Below are 12,929 nucleotides of genomic sequence, written 5' to 3' on the forward strand. Positions count from 1 at the left end.
AAAGCAAAAAAACCTAGGCATCCACCTAGGTTTTTAGAAAGAAATATCACACTTAAAGTTTCGCTTTATTGTGCCTGCATTCCTACAATTGGAATCGTAGCCCACTTCGGCATATTTTTCTTCACTTTCGCCACAACAATAGTCATATCGTCATTTATATAACCATCACAAGAGCGAATCACTTCTTCCATAATGATATCAGCAATTTCTTGCGGATCTTCGGTTTGTAATTCTTTAATTTTTCGTTTCATCCATAGTTCATGATTCTCCACATGTTGTGCTCCCTCAAAAATCCCATCGCTCATCATAATAAGAATATCACCCGTTTTTAATTGTTCACCTACTACATCAACTTCAACATCCTCAATAATCCCCATCGGTAAATTACTTGCCTCAATTTTCAAAATATTATTTGCGCGTTTAACAAAACTCGGTGTCGATCCAATCTTTAAAAACTTCGCACTCGCATCTCGCAAATCTACCATGGCTAAATCTAACGTCGTAAACATCTCTTCTGTTGTTCTTAAAGAAAGAATAGAATTGATAGACTTAATCGCTATTTCCTCATCAATGCCTGATTGAAGTATTTTTTGTAATAATTTCACCGTTTCTTTACTCTCCATATGAGCTCTTTGCCCATTTCCCATACCATCACTAATTGCAAGCGCATATTTACCGACACTTAGATCCATCATCGCATAAGAATCACCCGAAACGAACCCACCGCCTTTTGCAGCTGTAGCCAACCCAGTATCAAGAGAATACGTTTTTGCCGAACCAAATGATATTAAGCTGTGACCGTTCGGATAAGAAGACTTTTCTTCATGTTTAACAACTATATTTTCCTTTAGAATATCAGAAAGCATCGGTGCAACTAATTTTTCACACTCTCCATGTTCATTAGATGCAACGGGAATTAGCATTTCAATATCAATACTTCCTCTATCTAAACAATAAATATCAACGTGCTCTATTTCTACACCAAAATCACGAAACGCTTGCAAGATCTGTTCTTCTTGTACTTGATGATTTTCTCGTTCTCTTTGTATCTCCTTAGCAAAATCCTCCATAACTTTTGATACACCTAATAGTTGCTCCGCTACTATTCTACGATTTTCTTTCATTTGCTTTCGTAATTTCTGTCCCTCATAGAAATGATCTAATTCACCAGCTACTAAATCCGTCACTTTCTTTCCTCTCACACAATGCTTGTCCCATTCACGGACTAACTTTCGATTATGCTGCAACGTCCCCTCTTCCGTTTCACTCATTATTTGTTTCATATAGTCGTACGTTTTATCGAAATTAACTACCCAGCATTGGTCCTTTTTAAAGCATGTTTGACATGTTTTTGCAGTAATTGTGCTTAAGAACAAATCTGCCTCCGTCTCTTTATCTTCCTCCTCCACATATCCATATACAGAAAAGCTATTAGATAAAGCAGCAAATACATTGGCAAATTGATTAATTTTATTCGCTGTAACATCACGCATTCTTCTTAAATACTGTTGTTGATCTTGCGAATGTTCCTGTGTGCCTGGCATGAATTTAGCAATACGATCCATAACAAGTTTCGGTGTTAATAAGAAGAACGCAATCGCCACACCAGATTCAATTAAAGTTGTCACAATGTTTGTTTGTTTGTCTACATATAGCGTAATCAAGCTCGTCCCAATTAATAAACCTAAACTAACACCTAAACGCTTTCCTTCTTTTAACAAACCACCAAGCAACCCAGAAAAAGCAAGCAGACTAAGTTGAGACAAACTAGAGACATTCGCTAAACTTAATATTAATCCAGTGACGACCCCCACTGTAGATCCTGTAGCCGCCCCCGCGATAAATGCAAACACGAGCACTAAATACCTAGTAAAAATATGTTGAATAGAAGCGTCATATACAAACCAATCTGTTGTACCTGTTAAAACAGAAGCTAGTAATATAATTAAACAAACAATTTCTTCTGTCTCTAGCGCTTGTTGTTTACCTTTTCGTTCGACTAAAAGCGGAACACTTTGCAAAAATATCATAGTTAATACGAAGCTAAGCCCTGCCTCAATCGTACTAACGAGTAAATCGTACATGGTAACAGTTTGTTGCGCAAAATATACGACAACTAAATGTGCGGTTAATGCGGAGATAAATACTTGGAATGGAACAAGTCCGACAGTTTTACGTGTAAACCGACTAAAGAAGATATTATAAATGAAGAAAGTAAAAATAGATGCAAAGGTAAAGAATAAATTATCTATCGAAACTGAAAGTGCGCCCCCCATTAGAGCCAAGAACGCGAGCGGCATTTTATCCCGCTTCATAACATAAACAGCAGCAAAAAATGGCAGTGCAAACGGTAAAATGTTTGTTAATATATATGCTCGTCCCAAAAGAAAACCAATAACAACAATAATAAATCCCCATCTAAAGAAAACTTGTTCAAACTTCATTCGCAACTTACTTGTCCACTTTCCTGCTCCAAGCTGACTCTCATTCATTGCCAATGCACTTGTATTCATAGTATTCCTTCCTGCTTTAGGCATATTTTTAACACCACCTGCATAGTTTAATTACTGTCATTATAAAAGATGATTATTGGGATTTTTGTCAAAACAACAGTTTTCACTTTTATAATCGTTCGACTTTTTATTCGAAATAACTCTACATATATACACGGTATGTAATGTATCCTTAATATTTTAATCGAACATTCAGAAAATATAGGGTGATTTTGTAGAAGTGTTGTATGTCTTAATTTATTTAACAAAAAAAGATCATGCAAATTTGCATGATCTTTTTAGGATGACCCGTACGGGATTCGAACCCGTGTTACCGCCGTGAAAGGGCGGTGTCTTAACCACTTGACCAACGGGCCGTTAAATTAAATATAGCGGCGGAGGGGATCGAACCCCCGACCTCACGGGTATGAACCGTACGCTCTAGCCAGCTGAGCTACACCGCCATGTCGTCTTATTTAACGGACAATTAGTATCTTACCTCAGATATAATTTAAAGTCAACACATCTTGAAAACTTTTTTAAAAATATATTTTCACATATAAAAAAGCACCCTGAGCAATCGCCCTGGGTACCTCTCTATATGCTAAGAATTAAACGTTCTTATTATCCGCGACGTGCGCCACGGCCACCACGTTTAGATTCTGTGTTACGCTTTAAAGAAGTTAAACGATCTTCACTATCCTTTAAGAAACGTGCCATCTTTTGCTCGAATGTTTCTTTTGGAGCTCGTTCGTTACCGCCGCCACGGTTATCTCTGTTGAAAGAACGATTATTACGTTGTGGACGTCCAGAACGTTGTTGATCGCCACCACCGCGTTGGTATTCACCACGTGGACGATCTCCTTCTGTTTTTTCACGCTCTTTCGCTTTTTTAATAGATAGACCGATCTTGCCATCTTTTTCAACGTTAATAACTTTTACTTCTACTTGGTCGCCCACTTTTAAGTGATCGTTAATATCTTTCACATAATTATCAGCAACTTCACTAATATGAACAAGACCCGTTAAGCCTTCTGGCAGCTCCACAAAAGCCCCAAAATTTGTAATACCTGTTACTTTACCCTGTAACTTGCTGCCTACCTCGATTGACATAAAAAAAATGCTCCTCCTTAGTGGTTAAAAAGTCAAATTTTACTTTATTATATATAATCCTAAAATATAGTGTCAATAAGACATACTCTACTTAGAAACAGGAAAAATTATCTCCCCTTTTCCAGAGAAGAAATAATCCCTTCTAGCAATCTTTAATACGTACTCTTCATCATTTAACTTTTGAACTTCGTCTTTTAGACTCTTTTCTTTATTCGTTAATGAATCCAGTTCTTTTTTCATGTCCTTAACTTTTGCTTCTTTTGCTCTAATGGAACTGTTTTGTTGATAAAACGTTACACTAATACTCGCAATAATTGTAAAAGCAAAGACAAGAAAAACCGCTAAACGGCGATAAAGTCGCTTCCTGTTCTCATCCGTTTGTATTATATGCTCTTTAACAGGATTTGGACTCTGTTTTTCGATTGTTCTTTGTCTCAGTTCCCTCATTTCCGAGGTCCCCCTAACTTCTTTTTTATACGCTCCCATAATTGGAAGATATGTCCCTTTAATTTTGCTATATATTGCAGGAACCCTACATGTTTCATTATAAAAAGTTTAACACGATTAGGGAGAAGTTTCCATATGAGCGAAGCAATAAATCGAACAGGCCAGAAAAAAACTTTCCATATGAAAAGTAATATCCAAATCACCATTTTCCATAACACATGTCCAATTGAAAGCAGTATACGAAATAAGAATAATATAAATGCAATAAATAGCTGCGCTATAATAATAACAGGTTTTATCATGAGTAGCTTTATAATTTGAACAAAAAAGTGTGTTGTTTGCATAAAAATATAGATGAGAAAATTTAACAATCTCATGTATATTGCTTTCAATAAGCTTTGATACGCCGCAAAACCACATAATAATGCCAAAAATACATATATACGTAGTTCAGCTTCATTTACAAGAAGCAATACGTAAAAAACGAATAATGCTTGGACAATCCAAAATAGTATATCATATATAAATACAAGCCAACGTTTACGTTCCTGACGATTTAAAAATCGTTGGTATGTATCTAAAGATGCCCCAACCCAAGCACCCATTCCGATCATTGAGAGCATCGTATACAACTGAATTGTTAGGCTCATTTAAACAACTTACTAAAGAATCCTTTAGTTTTCTCCCCTTGATTCTCATCAATATACAGCATCTCATGAACTTTCCCTTTAATCGATACAACACCTTTTTCCACATCTAAATTTTTCATTTGCAAATTTTGACCACGAATTGTTAAAAAGCCCATTACAGTCTCAAGCAAAAACTCTTCGCTATCAAAACTCTCTACCTGCTTTACACCGGTAATATCAATTACACGCCTGCCACGCATAATAATATCATGCTCTACAGAAACATTTTGTTGATTAGAAGACATAGGTGAGTAACCATTATTCACGTAAATCCCCCCATACATTTATACTAGCTAATAGTAATGTATGAAGGGATAATTGATTTTAGAACAAGCCTTCTTCAGCCTTTACTTTTTCTTCGCGAACTAAGCTATACATATTTGCTGCATCTTCTTTTTTAGTCGTTTCTTTCAATTCGTTTATTTTTACAGTTACTATTTTTTGACCAAAACGAATTGTTAATTCATCAGCTACTTTCACATCCGAACTCGCTTTTGCCACTTGACCATTAATTGCTATTCTTCCTTGATCAGCTACTTCTTTCGCTAATGTTCTTCTTTTAATTAAACGTGATACTTTTAAAAACTTATCTAGACGCATATCAAATCCCCCTATTAACGCTCTGTTTGTTTTGCCTCTTCCCATAAAACATCTAACTGCTCTAATGATAAATCTTGCATCTCTTTATTCATTTCAGCTACTTTTGCTTCCATGTATAAGAAACGACCGACGAATTTCTCATTCGTTGAATGTAACGCTTCTTCGGGATCTATTTTATAATGACGAGCAATATTCACAAATGCAAATAGTAAATCGCCGAATTCACCTAACATCTTCGCCTCATCCATGTTTGTAACTTCTTGCTGGAACTCTTGCCATTCTTCTAAAGCTTTTTCTATCATCGGTTGTACATCAACCCAATCAAAGCCAACCTTGCCAGCTTTTTTCTGGATTTCATAAGCGCGTAGTAACTGTGGCAAACTTTTTGGAACTCCATTTAAAACAGATTCTTTTACGAATCCTTTTTCTTGTTTTTTAATTTCTTCCCAATTAGCAAGTACTTCATCGGCACTATTTACATCTGTATTCCCAAATACATGCGGATGGCGACGAACCATTTTCTCAGATAAAGTTCGAATAATATCATCTATAGAGAACCAACCTTCATCCTCTCCGATTTGGGCATGCAGCATAACTTGTAATAATACATCACCCAGTTCTTCTACTAAGTGATCATCATCCTCTTCATCAATTGCTTCCAACACTTCATAAGCTTCCTCAATTAAATACTTCTTTAAAGATTGATGTGTTTGCTTTTTATCCCACGGACAACCATTCGGTCCACGAAGGTCTGCAATAATTTCTCTAAGCACGTCAAACTGTTGATACAAGGACGCACGTTCCTGAACTGGTGGTACATATACACTCGTTAAATTATTTAATTCCGTTTCATGATCTAACATGTACAACGGCACCTTTTTAACTTGTTCAAATGAAGTCCCTGCAGCTGTTACGATATACACTTCATAATCATCTGGCAGCATCTCCATTAATGTTAATTTCACATCAGATGCAACGAATGCGTCATATACTTGGCAAAAGATTAAATGTTGACGTAATTCTAATTGCCCTCTTTCAAATGATGTAGCATCAATTAATTGGAATCCTTCAATCGGATCAATCTTTAGACTTGCAAACATAGGATCAAGGAAACTTTGTCCACCTTCAATGCGCACTTCAACATTCGCTACTTCGCCTTTTTCCAATAATAGCTGAACCGTTCTTTCCGCTACAAGCGGATGCCCTGGCACGGCATAGATGATTTCTGCGCCTTCAGCTTGTTCTAACAATGTATTCGCAATTGTTTCATATACAATTTCAAACGTATCATGTGCTTCATACACACTGTCAAAGGCTGTATATTGTATACCTTCTTTCTCCAACTCTTCTATAACGGGATGTTCCTTCGTTCTAACAAACATGTGATCTGCTTCTTTTATTTTTCGATATACACCCATCGTTAACTGATCTAACTCACCAGCACCTAATCCTAAAATAGTAATGATTCCACTCACAACCTGCCACCTCTATCCACTCTTCTTCAAAGAACCTTCTTTTTTCTCTTTTTTCATAACGGTTCCTATTTCCGCTTTTGTAAATACACGTAATTTTAAAATTAAAAACATATATGCCAATCCGCCGATAGCTACACCTAACAACGCCTCAATTGTCGCGATTCCTCTATGTTCCGTATCAATTACTAATCCAGACATTTGCATCACACGCATAAACATTATTAATACAAATCCCATACCGATACCACTAATAACTACACCTAACATATTACGTTTATCGATGAGCGATTCAGATACGGCTTGCATAAGTAATGCACTATTTAACACAGAAATTACAAGTAACGCAACTAGTGTTGCGATTGCAGCTCCCTTCACACCAAAATACGGCATTAATATATAATTTAAAGCTAACTTTAAACAACTCCCAAATATAACGAATATTGCTGGTTTTAATGTTTGTCCTAACCCTTGCAAAATAGAAGCAGTTGTAATCGACAATGAACTAAATAAAATAGATAAAGATAAAATGGATAAAACATCTGACCCATCACTATTTTCAAACAGCATAATATTCGTAGGCTGAATAATACAAGTTAATCCAATGGCCGCTGCAAATCCAATAACAAATGTTATTTTCATTGCTAACTTTACCTTTTCTCGAATAAAGGAAAGATCTCCTCTTTCCTTCGCCGCTGTAATGATTGGAATAAGCGACAACGAGAAAGAAGTTGTCACGACAGTCCCTAATTGCATAAGCGGGATACTTCTGTCATACACACCTTTTAATACCTTTGCACTTTCAGCTGGCTCTCCTGCTCCAATAAGTAAGGAATAGAAGGAAACCGAATCAGCCATTTGTATAAAAATAAGTACTAAGTTACTAACACAAATCGCCAATCCCTGCCAAAACAGAATTTTAATGATCCTCTTTTTGCCCTTAATTCTCTTTACACTTTTGAAGAATATAGAACGAAAGTCATGACGCATATAAAGTACAAGTACGATAATCCCAATCAGTCCACCTGCGATTGAACCTAACATAGCACCTGCACCGACTGTATATAAATCAAATCCGTGAGCAATTAGGAATAGAGATAAAAATACAATAATAGAAACACGAATCGTTTGTTCTATCACTTGCGAAACAGCTGTTGGCATCATATTATTGAACCCCTGAAAATATCCTCTTGCTACAGATAGAAACGGCATCAATATGAATGAAAATGAAATAACACGTAATAACTTATCTAAGTGTATATCGCCCATAGCTGTTGCAATTGCTTCGGCACCAAAAAACAATGTAAAAAAGCCTATGAAACCAATTCCTAATAAAAACCAAAAAGATACACAAATAATTTCTTCTGCTTCTTTTTGTTTCCCTCGCTCTAATCGTTCCGCAACCATTTTTGAAATTATAATGGGGAATCCATAAGTAGCTAAAATTAAACAAAATCCATAAAACGGATAAATTTGTTGGTAAATATAAAAACCAATATCACCCGCTATATTTTGATATGGAATACGGTAAAAAGCGCTTAATACCTTTGTAACAAAACTTGCGATTGTTAATATAATAGCCCCACGCCAAAAGGCTTGATACTTCTTCGATTCCATACAAGAAAACTCCTTTTTCTATTCTCACCCCTCGTATTATATCATAAAGAAAAGGACAAGCTTCCTTACCTACACGAGTAATAATACGTTCGTGCAACGCTAGAAATGTTCAACGAAAAAAGGTAGCAAAGCGCTACCTTTTTTCAATATACATATATCTCCAAATAATTGATTTCTCAAGAAGAAATATCATAATTAGGAAAGATTGCTACTTCTAAAATTCGATATGGCCTTACTGCTCCATTTGTTTCGCTAAAAAGCTCGCAGCTGTATTTACTGACTTATGCTCTACTTCACTTATAATGGCCTCTTTAGAGAAGATAATAACAGCTCCAATTGGATCCCCATTCGCAACAATCGGGCCGATTGTATAAGAACTAACTTTTTCTGTTACTCCATCAATAATTGAAATTTCGCTTTCATCCGTCATAATTACAGACTTACGATCTTCCATTGTCTTCTCAATTAAATCGCCAACGCTTTTATTTAAGTATTCTTTTTTAGATATGCCTGCTACCGCAATAATAGAATCACGATCGCATACAAGCACATTATGTCCTAAGCTATCGTATAAAGCTTCCGTATATTCTTTTGCAAAATCACCTAGTTCACTAATCGGAGAATATTTCTTCAAAATCACTTCTCCATCGCGATCAACAAATATTTCTAATGGGTCTCCTTCTCGGATACGTAAAGTTCTACGAATTTCCTTCGGGATTACTACCCTACCTAAATCATCAATTCGACGTACGATTCCAGTTGCTTTCATTCTAATGCTGCCTCACTTTCTACTGATGATGAAAGTGGTGAATTTACCTGTTCATGTAAAAATCACCAACTGTTAGACATAGTATTTTACACATTAGTTCTTCTATGCACGCCGAATTGTATTTTTTTATCTAATATTAGGCATTTATGACTTCTTTTTTTACATCTGGTAGACCTTTTAATAAATTTTCAGCAATTGTTAACCACTTCGATGTCTCTAAGCCATTTGTTTTCATAACGATTTTCAATTGTGATCCTTCCATCCCTAAACCGATCATACGTCCAAAACTATTTCCAAGCATGAATAATTTTCCGCCATCAATATTTTGACTTGCTTGTTCTGAGAACAGAATTGTTACTTCAAATTTATTTTGCTTAATTAACTCAATTTGTTCTTTCATTGCCAATACTTTAATATTTGCAATTTGTAATAAGTAACCAACTTCTTGCGGGTAATCACCAAATCTATCTATCATCTCTTCCTGCAACTCTTCAATATCCTCCATTGCAGAAACGCCTCTAAACTGTTTATACATCATAATTTTTTGTTTACTATCTGAAATATAAGCATCTGGTAAATATGCATCTACTTCTAAATCAATTTCAACATTAACTGTATTTTCAACCCCATCTGTTCCTCTACGCTGTTCAATTGCATCTTTTAACATTTGAGAATATAGATCAAATCCGACAGAATCAATAAACCCATGCTGTTCGGCACCTAACAAGTTACCTGCACCACGAATAGATAAGTCTCTCATCGCAATTTTGAAACCTGATCCAAGCTCTGTGAACTCTTTAATGGCTTGTAGACGCCTCTCTGCAACTTCTGATAACACTTTATCTCGTTTGTATGCAAAGTATGCATATGCAACACGATTAGAACGTCCGACACGCCCACGAAGCTGATACAACTGCGATAATCCCATACGATCTGCATCAAATACAATTAACGTATTTACATTCGGAATATCTACACCCGTCTCAATAATTGTTGTACTTACAAGAACATCATGCTGTCCCTCTAAAAACGATAGCATAACAGACTCTAATTCACTTTCGTTCATTTTCCCATGTGCATAAGTTACACGTGCGTCTGGAACTAACATCGAAATTTCATCTGCTTTTCTTTCGATATCCTCCACACGATTATATAGGAAGTAAATTTGCCCACCTCTTGCAAGCTCTCGTTCTATCGCTTCTCGCATTAACGCTGGATTATACTCTACTACATACGTTTGAACTGGGAAACGATTTTCTGGTGGTGTCTCAATAACAGATAAGTCACGCACACCAAGCATAGACATATGGAGTGTACGCGGAATCGGAGTTGCGGTTAATGTTAATACGTCAACATTTGCTTTTAATTGTTTAATTTTTTCTTTATGCGTTACACCAAATCTTTGTTCTTCATCAATAATAAGGAGACCTAAATCTTTATAAGTAACATCTTTAGATAAAATACGATGCGTTCCAATTACGATATCTACCGTACCATCTCTTAAGCCTTTAATTGTTTCATTTTGCTGTTTTCTCGTACGGAATCTACTTAATAATCCTATATTGATTGGATAATCTTGAAAACGCTCTCGAATTGTTTCATAGTGTTGTTGTGCAAGGATCGTTGTCGGCACTAAAATGGCAACTTGTTTTTCATCCATAATTGCCTTAAATGCCGCACGGATAGCTACTTCCGTTTTTCCATATCCTACATCACCACAAAGAAGCCTATCCATCGGACGTCCACGTTCCATATCTTTCTTAATCTCTTCAATAGAACGTAATTGATCCTCTGTCTCTTGATACGGGAAAGAAGATTCAAATTCTTGTTGTTCTGCCGTATCTGGTGTATATGCATAACCCTTTGAGGCTTCGCGTTCAGCATATAATTTAATGAGATCATCCGCAATGTCTTGTACAGATTTTTCAACTTTCGTTTTGACCTTCTTCCAGTCATTTCCGCCCAATTTATAAACTTTAGGATCCTTACCTTCAGATCCTACATATTTTTGCACTTGGTCAATTTGTTCAATTGGAACGTATAACTTATCATTACCTTGATATTTAATATTCAAGTAATCTTTATGAACGCCATTAATCTCTAACGTCTCGATACCTAAGAATTTACCTATACCATGATTAACATGAACTACATAATCTCCAACTTTTAATTCCGAATAACTTTTAATACGTTCGGCATTAGATAACTTTTGCTTACGTTGTGATTTTTTAACTTTCTTATGAAAAAGCTCTTTTTCAGTAATAACAACAAGCTTTTGCATCGGCATTTCAAATCCTGCATGTAAATCACCTACAGCAATTTGTAACCTTCCAGGCAATAATATATCTGTGCCCTCTACGATATCTGCCTCAATATCATAATCACTTAAAATATGTTGTAATTTTTTCACACGTTCATCATCAGTTCCGAGCACAACAGTCGTAAAATGCCCTTCGTTCCATCTGTCAATTTCAGTTTTCAACAACTGCATCTGCCCATGGAAATCTTGCATTGTTTTACATGTCACATTCACAATATTTTGCGGATGTGTATGTGCTATATGACGTAAGAATAACGTTAAATATACAAAACTTCTTTTTTTATGATGAAGAAATTCCTCAAACGAGTGTGAGAAAGATAAATCTTGAATAATTGTTCCCTCACCAAGAAGTGAGATATACCATTCCGCCTCTTCCGTTTCAAGATGTGATGCTGTTTCTTGAATACGGGAAATCTCATCTAAAACCACAATACCATCTTCTGGTAAATAATCTATCAGACTAGCAGGTTCGTTATAGAAAATAGATAAATATTTAAACATCTGTTCTATACTTTGCCCGTTTTTTAACATCTCAATTTCATGACTTACCGTCTCAAGCACTGTAGTCTTCAATTTATCATCGGAAAGTTTTTGCATCGTCTTAGTTAAGCCTTCCTCAAGACGCTTAATTCCCGACTTCAATTCTTCCTGTGAAAATAAAAACTCTGTTGCTGGGCCAAATCTAACACTTTCTTTTTTATCTTGAGAGCGTTGTTCATCCACATCAAATAATCGAATAGAATCAACTTCTGTGTCGAAAAATTCAATACGAAATGGTAACTCTTCAGTTAATGGATAAATATCTAATATTCCTCCGCGCAAACTGAATTCCCCAGGAGCTTCTACCATCGACTTACGCTCATAACCAATATGATGTAAAGTATGCAAGAATGTATCTAAATCAATCTCTTGCCCTAGATTAATTTCGATTTGCCTTTGCTTCCACAATTCTTTCATTGGTAAAAATCTGCGTAGTCCTGCAACCGGTGCTACAATAATCCCATTCTCTCCTGCAGCTAAACGATTTAACACTTCAATACGTTGCGCCTTCAATTCTGGGCTTGCAACACCAATTTCTGATGCTATCAATTCATTTACTGGGTATAGCCACACATCTTTTTCACCAAGTAACGCCACTAAATCTTCATGTACTTTTTGCGCTTGATATAAATTATGCGTCACAATAAGTTGTGATTTTTTTGTTTTTTTATATAAGGCCGCCATTAATAACGAACGAGAAGAGGTTGCCATACCTGATACAAGCTGTTCTTTTAAACCATCTTCTAATCCATTAATAACCGATTGGATCTCTTCATTTTTATAAAATTGCTCTAATAAACCTATCATTTTCAAAACCCCTCTCAACATAAAGAGCAAGCCACTACATTTTATGCAAATATTTCGGAAAAA

10 protein-coding genes and 2 tRNA genes are annotated in these 12,929 nt (G+C 35.8%); all 12 read right to left on the reverse strand.

Annotated features, from left to right (window positions below; all coding sequences use genetic code 11):
- Positions 1-65: 65 nt before the first annotated feature.
- On the reverse strand, positions 66-2,537 hold the full coding sequence (gene spoIIE / locus BAQ44_RS24870; RefSeq protein WP_061678908.1) for a stage II sporulation protein E: 2,472 nt from the start codon (positions 2,535-2,537) through the stop codon (positions 66-68).
- Positions 2,538-2,797: 260 nt separating this feature from the next.
- A tRNA-Glu gene (locus BAQ44_RS24875) sits at positions 2,798-2,869 on the reverse strand.
- 13 nt (positions 2,870-2,882) lie between these two features.
- A tRNA-Met gene (locus BAQ44_RS24880) sits at positions 2,883-2,956 on the reverse strand.
- Positions 2,957-3,116: 160 nt separating this feature from the next.
- On the reverse strand, positions 3,117-3,605 hold the full coding sequence (locus BAQ44_RS24885) for a S1 domain-containing RNA-binding protein (RefSeq protein ID WP_061678909.1): 489 nt from the start codon (positions 3,603-3,605) through the stop codon (positions 3,117-3,119).
- A gap of 87 nt (positions 3,606-3,692) precedes the next feature.
- Positions 3,693-4,052 (reverse strand): cell division protein DivIC, encoded by a 360-nt coding sequence (gene divIC / locus BAQ44_RS24890; RefSeq protein WP_001208737.1) that lies wholly within the window; start codon positions 4,050-4,052, stop codon positions 3,693-3,695.
- Positions 4,049-4,702, reverse strand: coding sequence for a spore cortex biosynthesis protein YabQ (gene yabQ / locus BAQ44_RS24895; RefSeq protein ID WP_061678910.1), 654 nt, complete (start codon positions 4,700-4,702; stop codon positions 4,049-4,051). The genes divIC and yabQ overlap by 4 nt, the downstream gene beginning before the upstream one ends.
- A complete protein-coding gene (gene yabP / locus BAQ44_RS24900; protein ID WP_001059101.1) occupies positions 4,699-5,007 on the reverse strand; it encodes a sporulation protein YabP in 309 nt (102 codons plus the stop codon). The genes yabQ and yabP overlap by 4 nt, the downstream gene beginning before the upstream one ends.
- 58 nt (positions 5,008-5,065) lie before the next feature.
- On the reverse strand, positions 5,066-5,341 hold the full coding sequence (locus BAQ44_RS24905) for an RNA-binding S4 domain-containing protein (protein ID WP_001234875.1): 276 nt from the start codon (positions 5,339-5,341) through the stop codon (positions 5,066-5,068).
- Between the two features lie 14 nt (positions 5,342-5,355).
- Entirely contained in the window at positions 5,356-6,816 is a 1,461-nt protein-coding gene (yabN, locus tag BAQ44_RS24910) for a bifunctional methyltransferase/pyrophosphohydrolase YabN (protein ID WP_063262630.1), read from the reverse strand.
- Between the two features lie 12 nt (positions 6,817-6,828).
- A complete protein-coding gene (locus tag BAQ44_RS24915; RefSeq protein WP_071724412.1) occupies positions 6,829-8,430 on the reverse strand; it encodes a putative polysaccharide biosynthesis protein in 1,602 nt (533 codons plus the stop codon).
- A gap of 232 nt (positions 8,431-8,662) precedes the next feature.
- Positions 8,663-9,199, reverse strand: coding sequence for a stage V sporulation protein T (gene spoVT / locus BAQ44_RS24920; RefSeq protein ID WP_000648309.1), 537 nt, complete (start codon positions 9,197-9,199; stop codon positions 8,663-8,665).
- Between the two features lie 136 nt (positions 9,200-9,335).
- Positions 9,336-12,866: a transcription-repair coupling factor gene (gene mfd, locus BAQ44_RS24925; protein ID WP_061678913.1), complete on the reverse strand. Its 3,531-nt coding sequence runs from the start codon at positions 12,864-12,866 to the stop codon at positions 9,336-9,338.
- Positions 12,867-12,929 lie beyond the last annotated feature (63 nt).

The sequence above is a fragment of the Bacillus mobilis genome (assembly GCF_001884045.1).
Classification (GTDB): Bacteria; Bacillota; Bacilli; order Bacillales; family Bacillaceae_G; genus Bacillus_A; species Bacillus_A mobilis.

What these genes read in the sequence shown, in the direction of transcription:
- spoIIE (WP_061678908.1), bottom strand. Translation starts at nt 2,537, where the DNA reads ATGCCTAAAGCAGGAAGGAATACTATGAATACAAGTGCATTGGCAATG.
- BAQ44_RS24885 (WP_061678909.1), bottom strand. Translation starts at nt 3,605, where the DNA reads ATGTCAATCGAGGTAGGCAGCAAGTTACAGGGTAAAGTAACAGGTATT.
- divIC (WP_001208737.1), bottom strand. Translation starts at nt 4,052, where the DNA reads ATGAGGGAACTGAGACAAAGAACAATCGAAAAACAGAGTCCAAATCCT.
- yabQ (WP_061678910.1), bottom strand. Translation starts at nt 4,702, where the DNA reads ATGAGCCTAACAATTCAGTTGTATACGATGCTCTCAATGATCGGAATG.
- BAQ44_RS24905 (WP_001234875.1), bottom strand. Translation starts at nt 5,341, where the DNA reads ATGCGTCTAGATAAGTTTTTAAAAGTATCACGTTTAATTAAAAGAAGA.
- BAQ44_RS24915 (WP_071724412.1), bottom strand. Translation starts at nt 8,430, where the DNA reads ATGGAATCGAAGAAGTATCAAGCCTTTTGGCGTGGGGCTATTATATTA.
- spoVT (WP_000648309.1), bottom strand. Translation starts at nt 9,199, where the DNA reads ATGAAAGCAACTGGAATCGTACGTCGAATTGATGATTTAGGTAGGGTA.
- mfd (WP_061678913.1), bottom strand. Translation starts at nt 12,866, where the DNA reads ATGATAGGTTTATTAGAGCAATTTTATAAAAATGAAGAGATCCAATCG.